General features: G+C 65.4%; 19 protein-coding genes. 6 read left to right on the forward strand and 13 right to left on the reverse strand.

Annotation, left to right across the window (positions count from 1 at the left end; translation table 11 throughout):
- The first annotated feature begins 2 nt into the window (after positions 1 to 2).
- Together O0879_RS08695 and tssA are read left to right on the forward strand one after the other, a co-directional pair.
- Positions 3 to 815, forward strand: a complete 813-nt coding sequence (locus tag O0879_RS08695; RefSeq protein WP_289911748.1) for an OmpA family protein — start codon at positions 3 to 5, stop codon at positions 813 to 815.
- A gap of 48 nt (positions 816 to 863) precedes the next feature.
- Positions 864 to 1,898 carry a type VI secretion system protein TssA gene (tssA, locus tag O0879_RS08700; RefSeq protein WP_289915970.1) on the forward strand — a complete coding sequence of 345 codons (1,035 nt, stop codon included), beginning with the start codon at positions 864 to 866 and terminating at the stop codon, positions 1,896 to 1,898.
- A gap of 13 nt (positions 1,899 to 1,911) precedes the next feature.
- On the opposite strand, the gene tssH is transcribed toward tssA, so the two are convergent.
- The 8 genes from tssH to O0879_RS08740 form a co-directional block, all read right to left on the reverse strand.
- Positions 1,912 to 4,569: a type VI secretion system ATPase TssH gene (gene tssH / locus O0879_RS08705; RefSeq protein WP_289915972.1), complete on the reverse strand. Its 2,658-nt coding sequence runs from the start codon at positions 4,567 to 4,569 to the stop codon at positions 1,912 to 1,914.
- Positions 4,570 to 4,622: 53 nt separating this feature from the next.
- On the reverse strand, positions 4,623 to 5,708 hold the full coding sequence (gene tssG, locus O0879_RS08710) for a type VI secretion system baseplate subunit TssG (RefSeq protein ID WP_289915974.1): 1,086 nt from the start codon (positions 5,706 to 5,708) through the stop codon (positions 4,623 to 4,625).
- On the reverse strand, positions 5,672 to 7,516 hold the full coding sequence (tssF, locus tag O0879_RS08715) for a type VI secretion system baseplate subunit TssF (protein ID WP_289915976.1): 1,845 nt from the start codon (positions 7,514 to 7,516) through the stop codon (positions 5,672 to 5,674). The genes tssG and tssF overlap by 37 nt, the downstream gene beginning before the upstream one ends.
- A gap of 2 nt (positions 7,517 to 7,518) precedes the next feature.
- Positions 7,519 to 8,010, reverse strand: a complete 492-nt coding sequence (tssE, locus tag O0879_RS08720; protein WP_035817453.1) for a type VI secretion system baseplate subunit TssE — start codon at positions 8,008 to 8,010, stop codon at positions 7,519 to 7,521.
- A 95-nt stretch (positions 8,011 to 8,105) separates the two neighbouring features.
- Entirely contained in the window at positions 8,106 to 8,597 is a 492-nt protein-coding gene (locus tag O0879_RS08725; protein ID WP_035817450.1) for a type VI secretion system tube protein Hcp, read from the reverse strand.
- Between the two features lie 33 nt (positions 8,598 to 8,630).
- Positions 8,631 to 10,115 carry a type VI secretion system contractile sheath large subunit gene (gene tssC, locus O0879_RS08730; RefSeq protein WP_099664664.1) on the reverse strand — a complete coding sequence of 495 codons (1,485 nt, stop codon included), beginning with the start codon at positions 10,113 to 10,115 and terminating at the stop codon, positions 8,631 to 8,633.
- A gap of 1 nt (position 10,116) precedes the next feature.
- Positions 10,117 to 10,626: a type VI secretion system contractile sheath small subunit gene (tssB, locus tag O0879_RS08735; protein WP_077402277.1), complete on the reverse strand. Its 510-nt coding sequence runs from the start codon at positions 10,624 to 10,626 to the stop codon at positions 10,117 to 10,119.
- A gap of 73 nt (positions 10,627 to 10,699) precedes the next feature.
- Positions 10,700 to 11,272: a hypothetical protein gene (locus O0879_RS08740; RefSeq protein WP_257218664.1), complete on the reverse strand. Its 573-nt coding sequence runs from the start codon at positions 11,270 to 11,272 to the stop codon at positions 10,700 to 10,702.
- Between the two features lie 289 nt (positions 11,273 to 11,561).
- Between O0879_RS08740 and tssK the strand changes: the two genes are divergently transcribed.
- Genes tssK through O0879_RS08760 form a run of 4 tightly spaced genes read left to right on the forward strand, consistent with a single transcriptional unit; the run spans position 11,562 to position 18,018 of the window.
- A complete protein-coding gene (tssK, locus tag O0879_RS08745; protein WP_099664665.1) occupies positions 11,562 to 12,908 on the forward strand; it encodes a type VI secretion system baseplate subunit TssK in 1,347 nt (448 codons plus the stop codon).
- A 9-nt stretch (positions 12,909 to 12,917) separates the two neighbouring features.
- Positions 12,918 to 13,700: a type IVB secretion system protein IcmH/DotU gene (gene icmH / locus O0879_RS08750; RefSeq protein WP_289915978.1), complete on the forward strand. Its 783-nt coding sequence runs from the start codon at positions 12,918 to 12,920 to the stop codon at positions 13,698 to 13,700.
- Positions 13,700 to 17,521: a type VI secretion system tip protein TssI/VgrG gene (gene tssI, locus O0879_RS08755; RefSeq protein WP_289915979.1), complete on the forward strand. Its 3,822-nt coding sequence runs from the start codon at positions 13,700 to 13,702 to the stop codon at positions 17,519 to 17,521. Before icmH ends, tssI begins: the two co-directional genes overlap by 1 nt.
- 41 nt (positions 17,522 to 17,562) lie before the next feature.
- Positions 17,563 to 18,018, forward strand: coding sequence for a hypothetical protein (locus tag O0879_RS08760; protein ID WP_099664668.1), 456 nt, complete (start codon positions 17,563 to 17,565; stop codon positions 18,016 to 18,018).
- On the opposite strand, the gene O0879_RS08765 is transcribed toward O0879_RS08760, so the two are convergent.
- From O0879_RS08765 to O0879_RS08785, 5 genes are all read right to left on the reverse strand, one after another.
- Positions 18,015 to 19,166: an FAD-dependent oxidoreductase gene (locus O0879_RS08765; protein WP_289915981.1), complete on the reverse strand. Its 1,152-nt coding sequence runs from the start codon at positions 19,164 to 19,166 to the stop codon at positions 18,015 to 18,017. The genes O0879_RS08760 and O0879_RS08765 overlap by 4 nt on opposite strands.
- A complete protein-coding gene (locus tag O0879_RS08770; protein ID WP_289915983.1) occupies positions 19,166 to 21,352 on the reverse strand; it encodes a LodA/GoxA family CTQ-dependent oxidase in 2,187 nt (728 codons plus the stop codon). The genes O0879_RS08765 and O0879_RS08770 overlap by 1 nt, the downstream gene beginning before the upstream one ends.
- 47 nt (positions 21,353 to 21,399) lie before the next feature.
- On the reverse strand, positions 21,400 to 21,759 hold the full coding sequence (locus tag O0879_RS08775) for a hypothetical protein (RefSeq protein WP_289915984.1): 360 nt from the start codon (positions 21,757 to 21,759) through the stop codon (positions 21,400 to 21,402).
- Positions 21,756 to 23,459 carry a tyrosinase family protein gene (locus O0879_RS08780; protein ID WP_289915985.1) on the reverse strand — a complete coding sequence of 568 codons (1,704 nt, stop codon included), beginning with the start codon at positions 23,457 to 23,459 and terminating at the stop codon, positions 21,756 to 21,758. Before O0879_RS08780 ends, O0879_RS08775 begins: the two co-directional genes overlap by 4 nt.
- Positions 23,460 to 23,526: 67 nt before the next feature.
- Positions 23,527 to 25,572: a multicopper oxidase family protein gene (locus tag O0879_RS08785; protein WP_289915988.1), complete on the reverse strand. Its 2,046-nt coding sequence runs from the start codon at positions 25,570 to 25,572 to the stop codon at positions 23,527 to 23,529.
- Between the last annotated feature and the right edge of the window lie 328 nt (positions 25,573 to 25,900).

The raw sequence follows: 25,900 nt of genomic DNA on the forward strand, positions 1-25,900 counted from the left end.
TCATGCGCCACCTCCGCCTTGCCATCCTTCTCAGCCTGGTATTCGCCCCGGCCGGCGCCAGCGCGCAAAGCGCCGCCGCGCCGGCGGCCGCTGTCTCGGCGCCCGCCGCCGCCACGCCGCAACCGGGCCAGGTCCTGGCCAGCGGCACGGTGCCGGACGAAGCGGCCAAGGCGGCGGTGCTGGTGCGCCTGCGCGAACTGTATGGCGCCGACAAGGTGGTCGACCAGATCGCCGTCGGCCAAGTCGCGCAGCCGGCCAACTGGAACGCCTATGTGCAAAAGCTGCTGACGGCGGATCTCAAGCAGATCCGCCGCGGCCAGCTGAAGATCGAAGGCAGCGTGGTCAGCGTGCGCGGCGAAGTGGCCAACGAGGCGCAGCGGCAAAAGATCGCCAGCGACTTCGCCACCAGCCTCAATCCCACGTACACCGTCAACAACGGCTTGCGCGTGTCCGCCTCCGACCAGAACATCCTCGACGGCACGCTGGCCAACCGCACCATCGAATTCGAGAGCGGCAAGACCACGCTGACGCCGTCTGGCCGCGCCATCCTCGACGAAATGAGCGCGGCGCTGCACAAGCTGGCGGGCCGCAAGGTGGACATCATCGGCCACACCGACAACCTGGGACTGCGCGCCAGCAACCAGAACCTGAGCCAGGCGCGCGCCGAGGCGGTCAAGACCTACCTGGCCGGCAAGGGCATCGACGGCGACCTGCTCAGCGCTTCCGGACAGGGCCCGGACCGTCCCATCGCCAGCAATGACAGCGCCGATGGCCGCGCGCGCAACCGCCGCATCGAATTTCGCATGGTCCAGTAAGACCGCCACGCCTCCCGCAAGCCATCCGCCCCACTGCCGAGAACACACATGATTTCAGCCGACCAGCTCCTGCTTCCCATCAGCGCCGAACAGCCATGCGGCGTCGACCTGTCCTTCTCCACCGACTTCGACGCCATCGGCCAGGCGCGCAAGTTCGACGACCCCACGCTCGACCAGGGCGAGTGGGTCACCGACCTGAAGGAAGCCGACTGGGCCTTCGTACTGCAGCGCTGCACGACCCTGCTGGGCGAAAAGAGCAAGGACTTGCGGCTCGCCGCCTGGCTGGCCGAAGCTTGCGCCAGGCAAGACCATTTGCGCGGTTTGGGCGAAGGCTATCGCCTGCTGGCAGGCCTGCTGCGCCAGTACTGGGACCTGGGCCTGTACCCGCAGCCCGATGGCGACGACCACGAGCAGCGCATCGGCAACCTGAGCTGGATCCTCGCGCGCACGCCGTCCCTCGTGCGCGCCATGGCGCTGACGGACAAGCAGTCGGGCGGCTGGTCGACGGTCGACTTCGAGACGGCGCGCAAGCGGGCCGCCAGCAACCAGGACGGCGTCAACGGCACCAAGCTGGTGGACATGGAGGCGGCGCGGCGCGGCACGTCGGCGCAGTTCCGCGCCGCCTTTGCCGCCGACGCCCAGTTCTGCCTGGACGCGCTGGCCGAGCTGGAACAGGCGGCCGATACCCGCCTGGGCAGGGATAGCCCGGGCTTTTCCATGGCGCGCGAGGCCCTGCAGGCGATACAGCTCGCCCTGCCTGCCGCCGCCACGGCCATCCCTGCCTCCAGCGTCGCCGCTGCGCCGGTGCCGGCTGGCGGCCAGGCGGCGACCGCCGTGCCGGCGCCACTGCCGGCGGCGCCCGGCGAGCTGCAAAGCCGCGCCCAGGCGCTGGCGCAACTGCGCCAGGTGGCGCAGTACTTCCGCCAGACGGAACCGCACAGCCCCGTCTCCTACTTCGCCGACAAAGCCGCCAACGCCGGCGAGCAGAACTTGCATGAATGGCTGCGCGGCGTGGTCAAGGACGGCGCCTCGCTGGCCCACATCGAGGAGCTGCTGGGCATCGCGCCCGGCAGCGGCCACTGAGCCGGCTAGACGCCTATTTGATCGTGTACCGGAACTGCCCCTGCTTGCCGGCGCTGGCCTTGATGCGGCTGATGCCCTGCCCTTCCGCCATGCGCGCCAGCACGGCTTCGGCGATTTCCGGCAGCAGGCTGCCATTCAGGATATTGTCGACATTGCGCGCGCCCGAATCGACTTCGGTGCAGCGCGCCAGCACCGCCTCGACCAGCGCCTCGTCGTAGAGGAACTCGGCCTGGTGATTGGCGGCGATGCGGGCCGCGATGCGGCCCAGCTTCAGGCCGATGATACGGGCCAGCACATCGTCGCCGAGCGGATAATAGGGAATCACCTTCAGGCGCCCCAGGAACGCGGGCTTGAAAACCTTCAGCAGCTGCGGACGGATGGCCAGCTCCAGCTGCTCCGGCGTCGGCAACTGCTCTTGCGGCAGGTTCAGGCACGCCTGCATCATGGCGGCCGACGCCACGTTCGAGGTCAGGATGATGATGGTGTTCTTGAAATCGATCTCGCGTCCCTCCGCATCGTCCATCACGCCCTTGTCGAAGACCTGGAAGAACAGCTCCATGACATCAGGATGCGCCTTTTCCACCTCGTCGAGCAGCAGCACGCTGTACGGATTGCGGCGCACCGCCTCGGTCAGCACGCCGCCTTCGCCATAGCCGACATAGCCGGGCGGCGAACCCTTCAGACCCGAGACGCTGTGAGCTTCCTGGTATTCGCTCATGTTGATGGAAATGAGCTTGCGTTCGCCGCCGTACAGCACGTCGGCCAGCGCCAGCGCCGTTTCCGTCTTGCCGATGCCGGACGGGCCGACGAACAGAAACACGCCCTTCGGCTTGTCCGGGTCGTCCAGGTTGGCGCGCGCCGTGCGCACGCGCTGCGCCACCGCCTCGATCGCGTGGGGCTGGCCCAGCACGCGCTCCTGCAGCAAGTCCTTCAGCCGCAGCACCGTCTTGAGTTCATCCTTGACCATCTTGCCCAGCGGGATACCGGTCCAGCCGGCGACGATTTCCGCCACCACGTGGCCGTCGACCTGCACCGGCACCAGCGGTGTCTCGCCCTGCAGCGACGCCAGTTCGGCCTGCAGCGCCAGCAACTCGCGCCCCTGGCCCGCGTCGGCCGGCTTGCCCTCCTCGAGCTGCCGGCGGATCGCCTGGATCTGTTCCGACAGCGCCTTTTCGCCATCCCAGCGCGCGGCCAGCTGCGCGTGTTCCTGCGTGGCGGCGCCGCGTTCGGCGTCGAGTTGCTGCAGCCGCGCGCCATGGCGCGCGCCGCCGCTCTCCTCGCGCGCCAAGGCCGAGGCTTCCGCATCGATGCGCTCGCGCCGGCGCGCCACGCTGTCGAGCAGGGCCGGCGTGGCGCTCTGCCCCAGCGCCACCCTGGCGCAAGCCGTATCGAGCACGCTGATGGCCTTGTCCGGCAGCTGGCGGCCCGCGATGTAGCGGTGCGACAGGCGCACGGCTTCGGTGATCGCCTCGTCGAAGATGCGCACCTTGAAATGCTGTTCCATCAGCGGCGCCATGCCGCGCAACATGGCGCACGCCAGCTCTTCGCTCGGTTCCTCGATCTTGACGACCTGGAAGCGGCGCGCCAGCGCGGCATCCTTTTCAAAATATTTTTTGTATTCGCCCCAGGTGGTGGCGGCGATGGTGCGCAGCTCGCCGCGCGCCAGTGCCGGTTTCAGCAGATTAGCAGCATCGTTCTGGCCAGCGCTGCCGCCGGCGCCGATCATCGTGTGCGCCTCGTCGATGAAGAGAATGATGGCATGCGCGCTCTTGCCCACTTCGGCGATGACGTTTTTCAGGCGGTTCTCGAATTCGCCCTTGACGCTGGCGCCCGCCTGCAGCAGGCCCATGTCCAGCGTGTGGATTTCCACGCCCTGCAGGATGTCGGGCACGTCGCCCTGCACGATGCGTAGCGCCAGGCCCTCCACCACGGCCGTCTTGCCGACCCCGGCCTCGCCCGTCAGGATGGGGTTGTTCTGGCGCCGCCGCATCAGGATATCGATCGCCTGGCGAATTTCCATGTCGCGTCCGATCACGGGATCGACCTTGCCGGCGCGCGCGCGCGCCGTCAGGTTGACGGTGAACTGGTCCAGCGCCGGCGTTTTCGACGCCGCCGCGCCGGCCAATTCGCCCACGGGATCGCCACCGGCGTCGCCCGCCTCCTCCTGCCCTGCGGTCGCCTCGCCGGCTTCCTGCGAACCCTCGGTCAGCTTGTCGAGCCCGTGCTTGATCTCGTCGAGCTTGAATTCGTGGAACAGCGCCGAGCCCCGGTAGGCCAGCTGCGCCAGTTCCGGCTCGGTCAGCAGCGCCTGCAGCAGGTGACCGCTGCGAATGCTCACCTGCCGCCCGGCCCGCAAATCGAGCGAAGCGATCAGCCAGGCATGCTCGAACAGTTTCGGCAGGCGCACGGAAAACACGGGCGTGCGCGCATTGCCCGTCTGCAGGCGCGCCACTTCGGCGCGCAAATCCGCTTCCAGCATGCTCACGCTGACACCGCTCCTGCGGGCAATCAGCACGAAATCGCTGCGCGGCTGCTCCAGCAAGGCGAGAAAGACATGCTCCAGGTCGACTTCATACTGCCCCAGCCCGACGCACAGACTGGCCGCGCGCGTGGCGGCCGTGCGGCAGGTGTCGTTCAACTTGCTGATCAGGGTTTTCAGGTTGATGCTCATGGGGCGGCGGTCCTTGTCGGGTGATGGTTGGCGAAATCGGTGGAGTGGCGCGCTCAAGCCGGCGCATGCAGTTCATAGCGGACATCGGCGCGGTCGCACGCCTCGCCGCCGGTGATCAGGAAACTGTCCCAGCCCAGCCGCCCGCCGCTGCGCGGCACTGCCAGCGCCACGCCCTGCACGTCGGCGGCGCGCAGCACCAGCTGCACTTCGTATTCCAGGCACAGGCCGGTGAACATGGCGAGCATTTTCTCGAGCGCGAGGGCGGCCGCGCCGCCGGGCAGGAAAGCGTCGAAGTGGCGGCGGGCCAGGGGGCCGATGGTCAGCCGCAGGCGCAAGTCGCGCTGCCAGACGCGCGCACCGACCATGGCGGTGGCGCCCAGCACGGCGTTGCTGCCGCCCAGCGTGCTTTGCTGCTCGCGCGGCACGTCGTACCAGCAGCCGACAAACTGGCTGACGGCGACGCGCTGCCCGAAATACTCGGACAGCACCTGGCCAATCATCACGGCCGACGGCGGCCGGTGGCGCATGGCGGCGGCAAAGTAGCCCACCGATTCGTCGAGCACGCCCGTGCCGTCCCCCGCCAGACGCTGGCGCAGCGAGGCGTTGCCCAGCCCTGCCAGCGACAGCAGCAGCGGCAGGAACTGGTCCTTGCCATCGAGCTGATACGTGAGCTCCAGCCGGTACTTGCGCCAGGCTTCATAGAACAAGGCCAGGGCGCGGTTCGAGAACGTGTCGAGGAAGGCGCGCGGCCCCTCGTCCTTTTCATACAGCTGGTGCGTGGCGATGCGTTCCGTATAGTGCAGCGGCAGCGCGCCGGCGACGCCGAGAAAACCCATGAAGGCTGGCGTGACGCGCACATATTTCAGCTGGGCGCTGCGCAGCGCCGCGCCCAGGGCGTTGGCGTCCGTGGCCAGTTCGCGCGGCTCGGGCGCCAGCGCTTCGATCTGGCTGGGGGCGAAGTCGAGCGAGACGGAATTCTGGAAGCGCAGGAAACTGGCCACCGCATCGTCGTGCGGCAAGCCATTGCGCCTGAGCCAAAGCTCCAGCATGCGTACCGCCTGGAAGTACTGGAAGCGGCAAGGCTGGGCAAACAGGCGCTCGATTACACTAGGCTCGAATCGCCGCTGCGTGGTTTGCATCGCCACAGCTCCTCTCCTGATTTTTTTGCCAGCACCACCAGCTGCGTGAAGCTGTTCGCATGCACATACAAGCCCAGGAAGCACTCGATCACATGCGCAAAGGCGTGGATGCCGCTGCCGACGAAGGCCTCTTCATCTATCGTCAGCCGCACTTCGACGCCGCGCACCAGGCAAGCGAAGGGATTGCCTGGCAGCCAGGCATTGGCGGCCTGGTGGGCGATGGCCGTGATGCCGCGGATTTGCCGCTGCGACGTGGCCGAGCGCGGCAAGTCGTACAGTGCCAGCATTTCCTGGAACGCTTCCAGGCCGCTGCCGGCCAGCGACAGGTGATTCAGCGACAGATGCGAAATCAACCGCCAGTGGGCGCCCCTGCCCCGTTCGAAACGGTGCGACTCGCTGGGTTTGCGCAGCAGGCTGATGCTGCGCACGCTGGAGCCGCCCTCGAGGAACAGGTCGCCGCCGTGCAAGCCGTAGGTCAGCTGCGCAGGCAAGTCGCGGTTGGTGCAGCTCAGCTCCAGGCTGAGCGTGTCCGTTTCCACCGCGGCCGGATCGAAATCGATGTCGACGATCGAGATCTGCATCTCGTAGCCGGGACTCTTGCTGGCGATGATCTCGTCGCGCCGCATGACCCAGTAGTGGCCATCCCTGGCCGGGGTCTCGCCATGGCGCAGCGAATAGAATGGGCGGAATTCCACCACGGATTCGCCCTGCGGCGTCTGCCGCACCAGCTTGACCGAGTCGATGGCCTGCACCTCGAACGCATACGCGCGGCGCGCATCGGCCAGCACGGGATAGCTGGCGGCCGTGTGCGTGAGGCGGATAGGCTCGCCGCGCTGGCGGAACAGGTTGACCACCGGCGTGCAGCCCAGCAGCAGGTTGTGCGTGTTCATCGTCCCCAGCAGGCGTGCCGTGTTCGAATCGGTGCGCAAGCCGCTCAGCGCCAGGTGCAAGGTGATGCGACGGCTGCCGGACGGCAGCGCGGCGCACAGCGCGCCCAGGTCGATGTCGAAGAAATTGAATTTTTCGGGAAAGCAGAAATACTCGGTCAGCAGCCGGTAGGCCGGATGCGAGCGGGCGGAAAACGGGATCAGTGCATCGTCCTCGGCAAAGCCGGCGCTGCGCACGGGAATGCCGTCGAGCGCGACCCAGCTGCCGCTGCCGTCCGCCTCGGCATAGGCCTTCACGGTGCGCATGAACAGAGCGTCGCGCAGCGCCGCGCAAAACGAGGGCTGGCCATCGATGAACACGCGCAGCGACGCCAGTCCCAGCTGGGCCAGCGACAGCTGCGCGGCGCTCGACTCGATGGTGATGCGCACGCCCGAGGTGGCATTCGCCGGCAGCAGCACCTGTTCCGGCGCCTCGATGATGGCGGAAAAAGCCGCATGCGTGAGCGCCAGCGGCGCCACCGTCACGGAATAGGCGGTACGGAAGGTGCAGGCCACGCCTTTCACGGGGCGCGTCGTCAGCTCCGTGCCTCGGGCGATTTCCGCAGGCGCCGTCAGCTGCGCCGCCGCGGCGCCGTAATCCATGCGCGCGATCGAGCACGAGGGGAATGGCCGCAGGTAATGCGGATACAGCACTTCGAACAGCGCTTCGGTAAATTCGGGATAATCGTCGTCGATGCGCTTCGAGATGCGTGAATTGAGCAGCGCGAACGACTGGATCATGCGCTCGATGTGCGGGTCTTCGCACACCTCGCCGCCCATCAGCAGGCGGCCGGCGATCTTCGGGTAGCGCTCGGAAAACTCGCGCGAATAGCGGCGCAGGAAACCCAGTTCGCGCTCGTAATAGGGCAGCAATTCGTCCAAGGTCAGGCTCCCGTGGACGCGGCGCGGCGCCCCTTGCTGATCGTGTAATGCAGGCTGGAAGGCTGCAGGATGGCGTCGAAGCTGACCGGTTCGTGCGCCGCATGCACCACCAGCAGCGCGCTGATGGCGAAATTGAGGCGGTTGATGGAGCCTTCCTCGATTTCCAGCGACGCGCGCACCTGGCGCAAGCGCGGCTCGTGGCGGGCGATGGCCTTTTCCAGGCACTGGCAGATATAGGCGCGGTCGTCCGTGCTCGACAGGCTAAGCCCGGCGAAATCGTTCAAGCCGTACGTGATGATCGACTTGCCGCACTCGGGAAAGGGTTTGAGCAGCGCCTCGGGCAGCACGGCGCGCGTGTTGAGCAGCGCTTCGAGGTCGCGCGCCACGGTGTCTTTCAAGTCCTCGAGCGAGAGGCGCGAGACGGTGCCGCTGGAGGCGCCGTGCACGGGCGTATCCATCAGGCGGTCGAACAGGCCCGGCGTAAAACCTTTCATGGGCTTCCCGTTTCATGGGTGGCGTGGACGCCGCTGCCGGCGGCCAGGAAAGCCAGCGGCGGCAGCGCGCCGCTGGCGTACGCGGTCAGATGCGGTCAGGCTGTCTTGTTGGCCGACAGGTCCCAGCCGCCGGAGGTGTTGCCGCCCGAACCGCCACCCACTTTTTGCTGCGTATACTTCCACTTAACCTTCGAATACTTGAGTGCCAGGTCTTCGCCGAGAATGTCGCCAGCGGCCACCGATGGCGCCACGCTGCTGATCATCACATTCTCCAGTTCGATCTCGAAGTACTTGATGCGCTCGCCCTGGCCATCGGCGCGCAGGAACTCGAGCTTGGCTTTCGGAATAGTCTTGCCAGAAGAGCAAGTTTGCAGCAGCAAGGGGCTGGCGAGATCGGCCATCTTGGCGATGACGATATCCTTGTGCTCGGTACGTTCGGCGGTATGGCCGCCGCCCGTCGAGGCGGTCGCCGATTTGGGTTGCAACACCTGCCACTGGACCGACTTGCATTCGATCCAATCTTTGTGGCTGTTATCCGTGGATTCGCCTTTGATGCCATCAATTTGCAAGTATACGTCGATTGCCATGTTATTCCTTTCAAGGGTGTGAAGAAAAATACATTACGATTTGGTCGACTGCGGAAGCTCCGCGACCAAACGGAGTGAAACGGACAATTCGTCGAGCTGGAAATGCGGACGCAGGAAGGACACGGCGCGGTACACGCCGGGCCGGCCCGGCACTTCCGCCACCTGCACCGAGGCTTCGCGCAGGGGAAACTGGGCCTTCTGTTCCTGGCTGGCGTTATCGTCGAGCAGCACGTACTGCGTCAGCCAGCGGTTGAGGAAATCTTCCACGTTGGAAGCGGCGGCAAAGCTGCCGATCTTGTCGCGCATCATGGCCTTCATGTAGTGGGCGATGCGCGACACGGCGAAAATGTATTGCAGCTGCGCCGACAGCACGGCGTTCGCATTGGCGGCGTCGGTATTGTATTTTTTCGCCTTCTGCGCCGACTGGGCGCCGAAAAACGCGGCATAGTCCGTGTTCTTGCAGTGCACGAGGGAGATGAAGCCCAGGTCGCTCAATTCCTTTTCGCGGCGGTCCGTGATGGCGATCTCGGTCGGGCATTTCAGCGCCACCTCGCCCTCGTCCGTCTTGAAGGTATGCGTCGGCAAGTCTTCCACCAAGCCGCCCCCTTCCACGCCGCGGATCGCCGCGCACCAGCCGTAATCCTCGAAGGCGGCCGTCAGCTTGGTGCCGAACGCGTAGGCGGCATTGCACCACAGGTATTTCTGGTGGTCGGTGCCGTCGACGTCCTCGACGAAATTGAAGCCGTCGACGGTGGCACCATCGAGCGGATTGAACGGCAGCCGGCCCAGGAAGCGGGGCAAGGTCAGGCCCACGTAGCGCGAATCTTCCGATTCGCGCAAGGATTTCCACTTCGCATACTCGACCGTGTCGAAGACCTTGGCCAGGTCGCGCGGCTTGCCCAGGTCGCTGTAGCTTTCCAGCCCAAACAGTTCCGGCGAGGCGGACGAGATGAACGGCGCGTGCGCGGCGGCGGCCACGTGCGACATCTGCTCGATGAAATACATGTCTTCCGGCTGGCGGCTGAATTCGAAGTCGCCCAGCAAGGTGCCGAACGGCGCGCCGCCAAAGGTGCCGAATTCCTCTTCGTAGACCTTCTTGAACATGGTCGACTGGTCGAACTCCAGCGCGCTCTGAAAATCCTTGACCAGCTCGCGCTTGGTCGCGTTCATCATCTTGATTTTCAGATTCGTGCCGGTGGCCGTGTTCTTCACCAGGTAGTGCAGGCCCGTCCAGCTGCTTTCCAGCTTCTGGAATTCGGGCGCGTGCATGATGGCGCTGAGCTGCGCGGAAATGAGCTGGTCCAGTTCGGCCACGCGGGCATCGATGGTGGCGGCCAGGTTATTCGATACCACCACCGTGCCATCCATGACCTGGCTGACCAGTTCGGAAATCAGATCCTTGGCGCGGGCGTGTTCGACGCTGGACTTGGCCACCTTGCTCTGCTCGACGATCTGGTCGAGCAAGTCGATTTCGGCGGCGCCGGCAGCGCTCAATGCGGGGGTCAGTTGTGCGGACATATCAATCTTTCCTGACGTGGGAATGTTGTTCCAGCTGGGCCAGTTTTTCCGTGCTGTTGAGCACGTCATTCAGGATGTCTTCCAGTTTGTCGTTGCCGGCCAGCTTGTTGCGCAGGTCGGCCAGCTTGGTGCGCGCCTCGAGCAGCTTGCGCAGCGGCTCGACCTGCTCGACCACCGCTTCCGGGCGGAAATCGGCGATCGCGCGAAATTTCAGCTCGACACCGAACTGGCCGCCAGCGGCGCCCAGTTCATTCGGCACGCGGAAGGTGGCGCGCGGCTCGATGCCCTTCATCACTTCATCGAAATTGTCGCGGTCGATATCGACGAACTTGCGGTCCTTCAGGCGCTTCTGCTCGAGTTCGGAATTGCCGCCGAAATCGCCCACCACGCCCACCACGAAGGGCAGCTCCTTGTTTTCGATGGCGTCGCCGATCTCGACGTCATAGGTCATCTGCACGCGTGGCGGGCGTACCTTTTGCAAGCGCTTCTGCACACTATCTTTTTTCGACATGACATCCCCTTCCCAAATATTGGCGGCATCGGCGATGCGCCTGTTGAACTGCGGCGTACCTGTGCCTGGCTGGCTACTTCAGGGCGTTGAATGGATTGGCGCTGCCCTCATCGGCAGTGCGCTTGCTTGGCTGCTTGCGCGACGCGCGCACGGGCGGCTTGTCCGGCGGCGGCACCAGCACGGTTTCGCCCAGGCTCTCGCGCAGCAGCTTGGCCAGGTCCTGCGATTCCGCGCGCAGCGGACCGGACAGGTTGTTCTGGCGGCTCAGGTCGGCCAGCGCCCGCGTCGACAGGCGCAGTCCGCTGATGGCGATCACGCTGTTGGCCAGCTTGTCGGCAGGATCACGCACCAGCACTTCCTGGGCATTGAGGATGGCTTCACCATACTGGCCCGCATCGTAGCGGCTTTGCGCCATGCGCACCCAGGGCTGCTTGTCGGCGGGCGCCGCGGCGGCCGCCTCCTGCCACAGCGCCAGCGCCGCCGCCTTGTTGCCCGTGTCCACCGCCTGCGTGGCCTTGGCCATCAGTTCTTCCAGCGTCGGCGCCACGACGGGCGGCGGCTTGGCCACCGGCGCCGTACTGCAGGCGCTGAGGGTAAAAGCACAGGCGATAACTGCAAGCGTGCATAGCGAAACCGGGCGTGTCATGTTGAGCTTTCCTTCAAAAAAGAAGACGGTTTTGGCGATTGAAAAGTTGCTTTTTATAGTTGCTAATTGTTTATTTTTCGGAGCGTAGCATGATTTCAAAATTCACTGCGTTCGATAGAAAATACGCGAAAACTCACACTACTCACGCTAAAAACGTACCGTACGCACCATTCTTCAAGATAATGTTAAGGTTCTTGCAGTTGCGAAAAAAGCACCCAGTTGCGCGATGCGAAGCATGATTTTCAGTCGCTGCCGCGCGCCTCACTGTGTCTGGCATAGAGGGCAATTCATGAGCATGGCAAACAAATTGTTATGGGGCGAAGGGCTGTTCCTGCGGCCCCAGCATTTCCAGCAGCAAGACCAGTACCACGAACAGCGCCTGCACGAGAGCGTCAAGGCGCTGCACCCGTATGCGTGGGGCGTGAACCAGTTGCAGATCGACCGCGATGCGCTGGCGAACAACAGCTTGCGCCTGCTGGAACTGTCGCTGGTCTTCCAGGACGGCGAAATCTACAACGCCGCCGGAAGCGACGACCTGCCCGACGCGCTCGACCTGGGCAACTTGCCGTCGTCGCTGCAATCGGTGACCTTCCACGCCGCCTTGCCGGCTTTCAAGCCATTCGGCGGCAACTTCGCCGCCAGCGGCCAGCCCAACAACGCGGCGCGCTACGCCCAGGCCAACCTCAGCACGCCGGACCTGTACACCCAGGCCGCGCAGGCCGAACTGACCTACCTGAAAAAAACCCTGCGCCTGGTCGCCGATGCCGAACCGCGCGATTCCTACGTCAGCTTCCCCCTGCTGCGCCTGCGGCGCCTGTCGACGGGCGGCTTCGAGCAGGATCCGGCCTTCGTGCCCCCCAGCCTGTCCATCCGCAGCGCGCCCCTGCTGTTCCTGCAGCTGCGCCGCCTGATCGACGCGCTGCAAGCCAAGGTCAACGCGCTGTATGGGCATCACCGCGAGCCGAGCAAGAGCGTGATCGAATTTCGCTCCGGCGACATGTCCTCGTTCTGGCTGCTGCACACGGCCAGCGCGGCCTACGCCTCGCTCAGCCATTACTTCCATCATCCGGCGCTGCATCCGGAGCGCCTGTACGAGCAGCTGCTGGCCCTGGCGGGCGGCTTGATGACCTTTTCACGCAGCCATGCGCTGGCCGACCTGCCGCCGTACCGGCATGCCGATCCCGGACCATCGTTCGCCCAGCTGCACGCCATGATCCGCGAATTGCTCGACACCGTGATCTCGTCGAAATACTTCGCCATCGCGCTGACGGAAACCAAGCCGTCCTACCATCACGGCAAGCTGGACTCGGAAAAGATCGATGCCAAGACGGCGTTCTACCTGGGCGTGTCCGCCGACATGGCCGGCGTGGAACTGGTCGACGTGGTGCCGCTGCGCTTCAAGGTGGGCGCGCCCGACGACGTGGAAAAATTCGTCCTGTCCGCCCTGCCCGGGGTGCGCCTGCAGCATGCGCCGCAGGTGCCGGCCGCCGTGCCGGTGCGCCCCGACATGTTTTATTTCACCATCGAGGCCAAGGGCCAGATGTACGAACGCATGCTGCAGGCGCAGTCGCTGCTGGTGTATGTCCCTTCCGGCATGCGTGAACTGAAACTCGAACTTGTTGCCGTCACTTCCTGAGGTCCAACGATGCACTCCAGCGCCCCCCCTTCCCTGATGTCCGGCAGCCAGGCCGCCTATGCCGCCAGCATGGCTGCCGGCCCCGGCACCGAACACACCTTGATGGACTTGATGTACGACGGTTTTTACGCCCTGTTCATGCTGAAGAACGGCAGCGGACCGCAAGACAATGCCGATTTCATCAGCAAGATGACGCACTTCCTCGATGAGTTCAGCCGCGGCGCGAAAAAACAGGGCGCGTCGGCGGACGACATCGACGCCGCCAAATATGCGTTCTGCGCGGCCGTCGATGAAATCATCCTGCGTTCGCCCTACAGCATCCGCGACGAATGGGCGCGGCGGCCGTTGCAGCTGGTGCTGTTCGGCGACCAGCTGGCCGGCGAAAACTTCTTCATCCGTCTCGAAGCACTGCGCGCGCGCGGCAGCGCGCACCTGCAGGCGCTCGAAGTCTTCCACATGTGCCTGCTGCTGGGTTTCCAGGGCCGCTACATCCTCGAAGGCCCGGAAAAACTCAATTACCTGACGGCGCGCCTGGGCGACGAAATCGCCCAGATGAAGGGCAAGAAAACCGGCTTCGCCCCGCATGCGGAGCGGCCCGACCAGATCATCCACAAGCTGCGCAACAACGTGCCGTCATGGGTGCTGTGCTCGGTGTTCGCCCTGATCTGCGCACTGGGCTACCTGGGGCTGCGCACCATGCTGGCTAAACAGACGCAAGCGCAGATCAATGCCTACAACGACATCGTCAAGCTGGCGCCGCGCGTGGCTAACCTGAGCATTACCCTGCCGTGATGGGCGACGCACAACACCCCCCCGCGGCAACGGGCCAGTTCGGCACGGGCCTGAGCCAGCATGCACGGCTCATCAGCCTGGCCACGGCCCAGCAGTCCGGGCAGCCGGAATCGCTGATGGCGGAACAGTTCGAGGGCCGCGAGGCCGTCAATGAACTGTTCCGCTTCGAGGTCGACGCCCTGAGCACCGCGGCCAGCCTGGACCTGGCCTCCTTCATCGGCGAAGAAATGACGCTGTGCCTGCTGCAGCCCGACGGCAGCCAGCGCGCCTGGCACGGCATCTGCACCGATTGCGCCTGGCTGGGCGCCGACGGCGGCGTGGCGCGCTACCGGCTGCGCCTCGAGCCGGCCCTGGCCCTGCTGCAGCTGCGTCGCGACAGTTACATTTTCCAGGACAAGAATGCGCGCGACATCATCACCGAGCTGCTGGCCGACTACCCGCAGCTGCGCTTCGCATTCGACGTCAGCCAGGCGCTGGCCACGCGCGCCATCTGCACCCAGTACCGCGAAAGCGACTTCGATTTCTTCGCGCGCCTGCTCGCTGCCGAAGGCCTGAGCTGGCGCTTCGAGCACGACCAGCCCGGCGGCGCGCAGGACAGCGGCGATGGCCAGGCGCAGGCCAGGCACAAACTGGTGATTTTCGACAGCAAGGCCACCGCGCCGCCGACGCCGGGCGGCGCCGACATGCGCTTTCACGGCGTGCGCGCCACCGATACGGACGACGCCATCGACCGCTTCGGCGCGCGCCGCCAGGTGCAGTCGAACGCCGTCAGCATCAGCAGCTGGGACCCGGCGCAGGTGACGGCGCCCGCCGCCGAGCAAGTCTCCAGCCTGGAGGCCGGGCAATTGCCGCAGCTGGCCGTGTATGACGGCGCCGGCGAGCACCTGCACGCCGGCCGCGCGGCGGCCGGGCCGCACAGCGAGCGCATGCTGCAAGCCCTGGAGCTGGACAACAAGCAGTTCGACGGCGCCGGCGCCGTGCGCCGCCTGGCCGCCGGCCACGCCATGCGCCTGCTGCAGCACGAGCAGCATGCCGATGGCGCCAACGCCTTCACCGTGCTGTGGGCCGAGCACCAGGCGCGCAACAGTACGGGACCGGCCGGCGCCAGCCTGGGCGGCATGCTGTCGAAGCTGGCCAGGACGGCCGGCCTGGGCGGCGTGGCCGACTGGATCGCCGGCCAGATCGAGCCGGGCACCTACCGCAACCGCTTCGGCTGCGTACGCGCCAGCGTGGCCATCGTGCCGCGCGCCACCGCCGCGCGCGCGCCGGCCGTGGCGCTGGGTCCGCAGACGGCGCTGGTGGTGGGCCTGGCCGACAGCGTGGCCACCACGGGCCGCGACCACCAGGTGCGCATCCAGTTTGCCTGGCAGCGCGGCAGCGCCGCCAATCCGGGCGGTCTGGCGCACAACACCGACCAGCAGGGCAACGCGCCCGGCAACGAGGCGTCCGGCGCCTGGGTGCGCGTGGCCGAAGCGCTGGCCGGCCCGAACTGGGGCTCGCAATTCACGCCGCGCCTCGGCACCGAAGTGCTGGTCGACTTCATCGAAGGCGACATGGACCGCCCGCTGGTCGTCGCCCAGCTCTACACGGGCAGCGACACGCCGCCGTATGCGGCCGGCGAGGATTCTGGCGTCAACCACGCGGGCGTCCTGTCGGGCATGCACAGCCACAATTTCGACGGCGCCGGCTACAACCAGTGGGTGCTGGACGATACCCAGGGCCAGCTGCGCACACGGCTCGCGTCGAGCAGCGCCGCCACCGAACTCAATCTGGGCTACCTGGTGCAGCAAGGCGCCAGTTCGGCGCAACGGGGCAGCTACCGCGGCAGCGGCTTTGAGTTGCGCACCGATGCCTGGGCCATGTTGCGCGCCGGCGAAGGCGTACTGCTCTCGACCACGGCGCGCGCGCGCCAGGGCGCTGGCGTGGCGTCGAGCCAGCTCGACACCAGGGAGGCGCTAGCCCTGCTGCGCGGCGCCTGTGAACTGAGCAAGACCGTGGCGACATCGGCAAGCCAGCAAAAAGCCCTCGTCAGCAAGGATGCGAACCAGGCGCAGCTGGACATGGCGAAGCAGATCGACCCGCAGCAGGATGGCAAGTACCAGGCCAGTGTCGGCGGCCAGGAAGCCAGCAAGGCGGGCAGCGGCACGCGCGCGCCCGATGCGGCCCAGCCCGTGGAACGCTACGCCCAGCCGCTGGTGCTGATGGAGTCGCCCAGCAGCATCAACTGGGCCACGCCCGCGTCGACGGTGATATTCGCGGGCCAGCAGCTGCACTGGACGGCGCAGGCCGACCTGCACATGACGGCCGGCCAGACGGTCGCCTCGGTGGCGGCCAACGCGGCCACGCTGTTCAGCCAGGAAGGCGGCATCAAGGCCGTCGCTGGCAACGGCCCCGTCTCGCTCGAAGCGCATACCGACCAGCTGGAAATCCTCGCCGATCAAGCCGTCACGGTGATCTCCGTGAGCGACAGCATCGACATCAAAGCCAACCAGAAAATCGTCTTGCAGGCGGGACAATCCTCGATCACGCTCGAAGGCGGCGACATCACCTTCCGCTGCCCCGGCCATTTTACGGTCAAGGGCGGGCAGCATCTCTTCAATGGCGGCGCCAGCGCCGCGGCCGGCCTGCCGCCGTTGCCGGACAGCCGCTTGAAACTGTTCGACGAAGGCTTCGTGCTGAAAGACCGCGACACGGGCGAACTGATGGCGCGCCAGCCGTATCGCGTCAAGCGCGCCGACGGCAGCATCGAAACGGGCATGACGGACGCCAGGGGCCTGACCCACATCGTGGCGGCTGCCGCCGTCGAGGCGCTGGTGATCGAACTGCTCAAGTCGCCGGGCCAGTTGCCCGAGACGGAGAACGGCCCAGACCAGGCTCCTGCGCCCAGCTCGGACACGCGCGCCAAGGCGCCCGCTCCCGGTACGACGGCCAAGGCGCCGCCCAACCCCGAACCGAAATTCAAGGCAACGGGTACGTCCAGCACCAGCCCCGTCGACAACAAGCAGCGCAAGGAAGTGCTGATCAAGCGCCCCGCCTGCTGGATCGCCGACTATGAAAAGGAGATTAGCGTCTCCAGCGTGCCGCGCTACAACAACACCTTCGGCGCCACTGGCGCGCCGCATAACTATTTCGACACCGTGCGCTACAAGATCTACGTGCCCGTCAAGTCGAATACCGGCATCATCGCCGAATTGCGCGTCAAGGTGATCACGGTGCTCGAGCCGGCCGATCAGGCGCTGGAAGAGCGCGAGAAGGGCACCCCGCAGGCCGCCACGCGGGCCAAGCAGCGCGCCGCCGTCATCAAGTACGTCAAGGGCATCGCCACCACGGGGCTGGAAAGCCACTGGAACAATAAATTCCAGATGAAAATCAGCGATCCGGAATGCGGCACGCGTACCCTGCCCATCATCTACCGCGTCGTTTATGTGGAGAGCAACGAGCACTACGTCATGCAGATCCACAAACGCTACGACCGCGAAAGCGTGACGGGTACCATCATCGACGTGTCCGCCTCGACCGATGGCCAGACACACGCCCATGAATTCGGTCACTGCTATGGCCTGCCGGATGAATACTCGTATGTGGAAGGAGACGACGAGACCGTCAAATACAAGAAACCGGACGGCAGCTGGGATGCGCCCGTGCCTTCGCTCTCGGACGATGAGGAGCCGGAACCGGCCGCTGCCAACATCATGAACTCGGCCGGCTCCATCGTCATCCGTGACCGGCATGCCTGGCAGATCGCCATCGAAGTGCAGGACTTGCTACGGACGAAAATAGGACGGCAGATCAAATGCGATATCATCCTGAACGGCTCCTAATCGCACTGCTCGCAGTGTCCCTACAACTCCCAGGAAACGCCATGCCGAACGACATCCTCTCCATCAGCGCCCACTGCATCGATAATCCGGCCTGCATTTTCACGGGCAGCGACATGCGCATCGAGGTGGTCATCAAGAATATCGGCAATGGGGAAGTCGGCTATCCGCTCCAGTACATGCAAGCGCGGGGGCCCAATATGCGCCTGATCGACAACGCGAGCGAACAAAGCCAGGTATTGAAGACGGGCCTGGCCAATCACGCGCTCAAGCGCGCCTTCACCCCCATCGCGCCGGGCCAGTCGATTGCGCTGCAAAGCGTCATCAAGCATACCGAGCTGCGCATGTTCCGTACGGAATTCGTCGACGTGACGGCCGAAATCGGCGTCTCGGCCGGCATCCAGACGGCGGGCAGCGAGGAAGCGCTGCCGTTCAAGGGCGGCGCCAGCCTGAAGATCATCGGCAGGGATACGCTCGAACGCGAAGCGCAGCGCCGTTAATCCGCTAGAGCACCCGCATCCGCATGCAGCTGGCGCCAGAACGGCGCGGCGGGCCAGCGCTGCTCCCAACCGTAGTACTGCTGGCGCTGCGCCAGGTAATCGGCGTAGCGCTGCGCCACCGTCTGCGCCACCGCGTCCAGGGTGGCGTGACCGGCGATGGCGCCAGCGGCCGCCATGCCGTTGGCCAGCGCCTTGACGATGCCTTGCGAGGTGACGGGATCGTAGGCCGAGGCGGCGTCGCCGATGGCCAGCCAGCCGTCGCCATGCAGTTGCTCGAGGCAGTAGCACGGCGCGGGAAAGCTCTGCACGCCGCCTGCCAGCGGCACGGCGCCGCGGGCCAGCGCTGCCGTATTGGGCGCGGCCGCCAGCCCTTCCAGCCAGTGCGCGGCATGCTGCAGGCGCCGCGCCTTGACGGTGGCCGCGTCGCTGTAGAACGCCAGTAGCAAGGTGGCGTCGGGCAGATGGGCGCCATACCACCAGCCATGTTCAACCGCTTCCAGGTGCGTCAGGCCGGAACGGGGGCCGTCGGGCGCGGCAAAGCGCATGGCCAGGCAGACCAGCGGCAGCGTTTCGACCTTGCGGCTGCCGCGCTGGCGCGCGAAGACGGCGCGCGTGCCGCTGGCGTCGACCACCACATCGGCATGGATGCTGGCCGGTCGCGGGTGCGCCGGATCGCCCAGCACCAATTCCAGGGCAAAGCCGCCGCCTTGCGCCGGAGCCGACGCGGCCAGGCTGGCGCGCAGCAGCACTTCCGCCCCGCGCAAGCGCGCCTGGTGCGCCAGGAAGCCATTGAAACGGGATCGCTCCAGGTGCCAGCCATGGCCCAGCGGATGCAGCAGCGCGTCGTTGTAGCCGCGCTTGTCGCTGCCCCACCAGGAACAGCTGCCATGGCAAGGCGCGTGCGCCTCGGCGAAAAAATCCTGCGCAATGCCCAGCGCCTGGAACAGACGGTTGGCTTCGGGCGGAATGCTTTCGCCGATGCGAAATTGAGCGTAGTCGCCCGCCTCGATCACGAGCACGTCGTGCACGCCATGCTGCGCCAGCGCCAGCGCGCAGGCGCAGCCGGCCGGGCCGCCGCCGATGATGGCGACCCGGTAGCGCTGCCGCGATGGCCCTGCCGCGCCGGGACTGTCTGCAACCGCCGCCATCAGGGCTTCGGTTTCGGCTGCGGCTTCGGCCGGTACACCTTGTCGATGGCCGTATTGCGCCAATACTCGACCAGGTTGCTTTCATCGCTGTCGAACAGGCTTTCGACTTCCAGGTAGTAATCCTTGCAGATGGCCTTTTCGCCCGCCTTGCGCGCAATCGCCGTGCTTTGCACGACCACGCCGATGCGGTGCCAGTTCAGCAGGAACTGCGCGCGGTCCTGGTAGCGGCCCACATGCATGGCGGGCCGATCGATTTCCGCATTTTCCGGGGTGGTCGACGGCACCCCATCGGCCCGCGTGCCCTTGCCGCGCACGGAATAGCGCGGCGTCGCCAATTCGCCGCCATTGGCGACGACGTCGTCATACGTGTACACGGCCACGGGCCGCTGCGCCGGCCAGGAGGAATACAGCAAGGTATTGTAGCCATTGCCATTGAGCGCCGTGGCCGCATCGATCGCCTGCTGGTTATTGAGCACCGTGCCGCCGGGATTCGGGTCGGGCAAATGCGTGGCGCACGAGTTGTAATCGGTATGCCACGGCAAGGCCATGAACTTCGACACGTCGCCGGGCTGCAGCTCGCCGCCGCGCAGCGGCATGTAGCCGGCGCCGAGGAACGGCTGGTCCCTGACGGCTGCCGCGTAATCGAGATGCTGGGCATTGAGGCGGAACGGGCCGCCGGCATCATGGCGCCGCCACGCCTGCCGGTACAGGCCGGGGTCGCGCACGATAAAACCCATCTCGATGCCGGGGCTGTAGCGGCCGCCCAGGCAGTTGAACAGGACCGTACGGTCGAGCGCTTCGCCCGCGCCCAGCAGGAAATCGCCGCTGTCGGCCACATACTGGCCATGCGCCCACTGGTCCATGAAAAAATACTGGGCCCGGGTCAGGGTCAGCAGGCTGCTGCCCGCATCGCCCAGCGACAGCGGCATTTGCGGCTTCAGCGACGGCGCGCCTGTCTGGTCGGGATGGCGGATGAAATTCATGATCGGGTAGGTCAGGCCTTCCGCCTTCATCTTGCCCAGCAAGTCGTGCTCCTTGATCGCCCTGGCCGGCAAGCTGGTCGTCCAGCGCTGCAGCGACGCCGCGCGCAGGATGGGCTGGACATCGGTACGGAAATTGCTCCGGTAGCCCGCCTGGTAGCTGCCGTCCGCATGGACGGCGGGCCGCAGCGCCATCTTTTCCAGCCAAGTGCAATACAGGTCGTCCCACAGCGATACGACGTTCGCCGTTTGCGGCGCGTACGACGGGTCGCTCGAGATCACCCAGGCGCCGCCCTCGACGCTGCGCGCCGTGCCGTCGGCAAAAAGCAGCATGGCCGTGACGGGACCATCGGCCACGTCATCGAACCAGTTGTCGTTGTTGACATTGTCGTGCAGGACGGCGGCGGCCGAATAATTGCCTTGCGCGTCGAAGCCGCAGGCCTTGCCATAGCCGCCCAGCACCAGCAATCGTCCATTCTTTTCCGTCGTGATGGCGCCCAGCGAGGCGATGATGGCGCCAGGGCCTTGCGCCGGCGCGCCAGGCTGCCCGCCGCGCGGGAACGACACGGGATAGTCGGGCAGGCTGCGCACGGCGCCGCTGGCCGCATCCGCGCACGACGGCGGCGTCGATGTGTCGAACTGCTGCACGCCCTGGCGCGAAGCCTGCACGGTGCGCGGTCCGGGGTCGATGACCAGCAGCTTCACGCGCAGCGGGTCGGCCGGCGTGCCGAAGTGCGGCGAGCCTGGCGTGCCGAAGGCCGGATTGCGCAGGGCCGGCGCGCGCTGGTTTTCAAACGGCGCCACGCCGTCCCCGCCCTCCCAGCTATTGGCTTTCTTGTTGGCCAGGTGCACGGTCCAGACGATGTCCTTGACGATCTTGCCATCGACCATGCTGCCGATGGCCACTTCGGCCGCCGCGCCCCGCCGGCCCAGCGGGTAGCTTTCCACGCCGTCCGCCGCGTCGAACGCATACTGGTAAATCCGGAAGCGGGCCGCCTGCCGCTTGAGCTTTCCGCTCGCGTCGCGCAATTCGGTGCTGGCGATGGTCGTGTCTTCCGTGCCGGGCCGGATCGGCAAGCCTCCCGTGCCATCCTGGCCATCGAGCGGCATGCCGGCCAGGCTTTCCGGGCCCAGATAGTATTCTTCGCTGTTGCCGACGCGGGCGATGCCGATGGCCGGATGAATTCTCAAACCTGTGTATGCCATGCTGAACTCCTGATCATCAAGGGTGTCTGTGCCGGTTGGCCTGAGAGTCACGGCTGCATGCCATCCCTCACCCACTGGTCGAAGATATCGATGCCTTCCTGCGGCATCGGCCCGTCGGGCGGCATCGGGTGCGGCGCGGACATGACATACTCGCCTTCCCGCCCTCCCGGTGCGCGCAGGCGGTGCCCGGCGTCCACCAGCCATTTTGCGTTGCGGCTGTCATAGTCGTAACCGTGGATGGCCACCTGGATTTGCCAGGCAAACGCCTTCACGCTCGCATAGTCATTCAGGTACAGCCGCTGCACGCCCGTCGAATCGGGGTTCGACAGCTTGATCTTGTTCATGTCGGCCACGTAGCGGGAAAACAGGCCCTGCACGTCGCGCTTGAAGCTGGTCCGTTCGCTCATGGCTTGCTCTCCTCATACGTGGGTTCGGCAGGTTTGCGCCGGTCGACAAGCTGGATCACGGGCGTGGAAAAATCGCCTTGCCGTATCAGGCCGCGGCCCTTGTCATTGGTGGTGATGGCCGCCGTGATGCGCCAGGCCTGCCTGCGCTTTTTGGGAACCAGGCTGTCGACGATGCCGGTGATATCCGTTTCGATGACATATTTATCATGCTGGTGGGCGCCGGACAGGGCCCAGTGGCTGGTGCTGGTGACCAGGTAGCGGTCGCGGAACGCCTTGTTGCCGATGCGCGCGGCCACCTTGGCGGGATACAGGTAGATATCGGCCTGAAAACTGTAGTCCTCGTCCGCATGCGCGCGGTCCAGCACCATGTTCGCCCGCTTGTCGCCGGCCACCCGCCGCGCCGGGATCGTGTAGGCGCCGGTGACGGTGAGGTCGGGCCTGACGACCGCGCCATCGGCCGCATCGTCGCTGAGCAAGGCGGCAAACAGGCTTTTCTGGTTGTCGCCGAATACAAACCCCGCCTGCTGGTGCCGGTCGATCAAGGCCTGGATATCCTTCTTGCGGGCAAATTCGCCGCCATAGCGCGGCTGGAAGCCATAGCCTTGCCGGAGGGTGTCGAAGTACAGCACCGCCTGGCCCATGTTGGCCGTGTAGTCGCCCGAATCGCTGCGCTGGGCATCGCCGCTGCCGGCGCTCCAGCCGACAGGCCGTGGCAAGCTGGCGTCCTGTTCGCTGCGCATGAACGCCGTGCGCCCGCTGCCGCGTATGCCGGCGTCGCCATGCTCGTCCAGCCACTTCTCGAAACTGTAATCGAGGAAGTTATGGAAGGCATAGAACAGCGGATCGAGGCCGGCCGTGACGTTGTCGCCCATGTTGCCGCCCATATAGGTCGCGTGCATGTGATTGTGGATTTTTGTTTCCAGGTTGCCGCCGCCCAGGCTGCCGTATTCGTCGCCGCCAAAATCGGCCCAATCCATGTAGTAGATCTGGTAGGCCAGCAAGTTGGGGGAAGCCGTGGCCAGCGAGCTGTCGAGCCCCTCCCTCTTGCGCGTGGCATCGTACAGCGGCGAATCGACATCCTCGAAGGCTTTCGGATAGCGCACGCCGGAAGGCTTGCGGGTGAAGTTCCAGTACGGCAGCGCGACGTTGCGCGTGCTGGGCCCCCGTTCGCCGTTCGGGTCGGCCGCCTGCAGGGCTTGCTCATAAAAGTACAGCTGCGCCCGGTGCCATTGCAAAAAGGTGTTCTTCTGGTGCTCGCACTCGCCTGGGAATTCCTCGTGGGCATTGTCCTCGGTCGCCACCTTGTCGATGAAATAAGCAATGTCGCAACTGTTGCGCGTCGGATCGCCCAGCAACTGCTTCAGCCTGTCGCCGGGCAAGGCCGCCTGGCGGTCATTGAAGACGTCGACGGAGGTGCAGTTATGCACCCAGGCTTGCCACAGGAAGCCGCGCCGGTCATACACGTTTTCCTGGCTCTTGCGTTTCATCTCGCTCACCGCATGCTTGAAGGCGTCAAGCTCGGCCGGGGTCAGCTCATCGATATTCTTGCGGTAGCGCACGACGCGCGCGCCGCCCGGCTCCGCCTGGGCCTGCAATTCCGGGCGGCAAGATACGCCAGCCTGCGCCTGTACCGCGGTGCAGACGCCCGCGCACAGCAAGCCGGCCAGGAGGGGAAGAAGGGAAGTTTTCATGCGTAACATGGGCAGTTGCTCCAGAGGCAGGTTGGGAAAGGCGGAAGCGCGCCGGACGCGCTGCCGCCAGGAACGGTCAGTGTCCGTGTCCGCCCGCGTCGCCGCCGCCCTTGCCATCCGGCAGTACCACCTTGACGTTTTGCATCATGCCCTGGTCTTCATGTTCGAGGATGTGGCAATGCAGCACGTATTCGCCGATGTAGCGCTGGTAACGCGTGGCGATCTCGATCTTGTGCTTTTCGATCACCAGCAAGGTGTCTTTCCACGTGCCGATCAGGTCCTTGTATTGCGCATCGACCGCGCCGCCGTCGGTGCGGGTAATGCCGATGATCTGGAAGGGGTTGACGTGGATATGGAAGGGGTGGCTGCCATTCTTCGAAGCGAGCTCCCAGATCTGCTCGGTGCCCAGCACCAGCGTGTGGTCGACGCGGTGCGGGTCATAGACATACTTCAGCTCGGGTATCGGCGAGTCTTCCGGCTTGCCTTCCACCATGAAGCGGGCCTTGCCGCCCAACTTGGCGATATTGAAGGTCACATACTCCTTCTTCTTGCCGCGCATCGCGTCCTTTGCCGCCGCGCTGAAGCCCGCATGCGGGACGAACTTGCCGAGCTTGAAACCATTCTCCAGGTCGCCAAGGATCGTGCTCTTGACGCTATCGGGCAACTGGGCGCCGGGCAGGCTCTGGACGGCATTGCGCAACTCGGCCAGCAGGAAATCGCGCGGCGACTCGCCCGACCTGACGCGTGCGGATGCCTTGGCGTTGGTCCTGGCGGCGATCACGCCGATCAGGCGCGTGTTGTTGACGTCATGCATCGTCGTCATGTTGTTGACGTTGGTTTCCGCATATACGCAATAGGCGCCGGCTTTCGGCAGCGAGAACAGGATATCGCTGCGGTAGCCCGGCTGCAGGTAGTTCAAGGTCTTGGGGATGATCCTGTCGTGCGTCAAGCCGTCGCTGGCCACCTCGAACTGCGTGACGTCCTCGCCATCGCATAGCTCCATCACGTCCTTGTCCTGGTTGGCCACGCTGAGCGCCTTGAACAGCTTTTGCGGATCGTTCGCGCGGCGGATGCGCAGCACCACGGTTGCCTGGAAACCCGTGTCGATCATGCGCCAGCGGTATAGGCGCTGCGTCTTCATCTTCAGCACCGGCTGCACCTTGCCGTTGACGGAGGTATAGCGGCCCGACTTCAGCCAGGCATTCGGATCGTTGACCTGACCGAAATCCTCCAGCACGCCTACCCCGTCCGTGGCGCACGGCGTCGTCGGCGTCAGGCTGTTGCTGGGGCAGTCATAGGGAATTTGCTGCAGCAGCATCACCTCGCCGGCGCTGCCGCTGCCATCGTCGGGCTGGAATGGCTTCAGTATCACATCGAGGTCGCCATTCGCCGTGGCGCTCGGATAACGGTCGCCTTCGACCACCAGCGCACCGGCCATGCCGCTGGCGACCTGCATCGCCGTCGCGCCATGCTGGTGCGGGTGATACCAGAACGTGCCGGCCGGATGGTCGATGGGAATATTGTATTCGTACTCGAAATCCACGCCAGGCTTGATCGATATCAACACGTTGTCGCTATTGCCCGAGGGCGAGACCCACAGACCATGCGAGTGCAGATTGGTATCGTTGAAGCAGCCAATGGGACGCGCTGCATTGATATCGCTCGTCGCGCACTGCTCGTCCGGCAGCGCCTGCAACTGGTTATGCAGCTTGAAGCGCACGGTTTGCCCCGGCGCCATCACCACGGTGGGCGCCATGAAGGTGGCCGCATTCTCGTCGCGTCCATCGAGCGCCAGGCCGTCCGTCTGCTGGTAGGAGCGCAGGCGCACCTTGTCATGCTTGGCCGTGGTCGGGTTATAGATGCTGCCGTTGGCGTAGCGGATGTACAGGTCGTACGCTTTCTCGTACTCGTCGCGCTTGCTCGCCGCGCGGTTGGCGGGCCTGGCGCGCGCCTTCAACTTCGGCGGCTCCTGCAGCAGGCGCAGCTCGAGTTTGGGCACGGACTGCAGGCTCAGGTCGACATTCAGATTGACCGTGCTTTCCGCGGCGAAGGCGGCACTGCAAGCGAACGGCATGGCGGCCAGGCACAGCGACACGTACCTGCGGGGAAGGCGGTGGGACATGACAACTCCTCGATTGGACTGGACAATGGAAGCATGGCGGGGCATGCGTATTTTTATTAATAACATTGCCATTATCCATAATGACAAAGAGTCAATACTCACACTAAGTCACTTGTTGTATTTATTGCTGAGGGAATGGCGCCGGTGGGGGCGCTGGCTGCTGCAGCCTGAGATGGGGGGACGGCGTTGGCCGCTGCGCGGCCAACGGCCCGCGCGGAGCGCGGTGGTTGGGCGATTCGGAGAGGGCTGGGCCGGCACGGCCCCGCCCTTCGAATCCCACCGTTCCGTCCAGACAAATAAAAAAGCCTCCCACAGGGGAGGCTTTTTT

It is taken from the genome of Janthinobacterium sp. SUN120 (assembly GCF_030397735.1).
Classification (GTDB): domain Bacteria; phylum Pseudomonadota; class Gammaproteobacteria; order Burkholderiales; family Burkholderiaceae_D; genus Janthinobacterium; species Janthinobacterium kumbetense.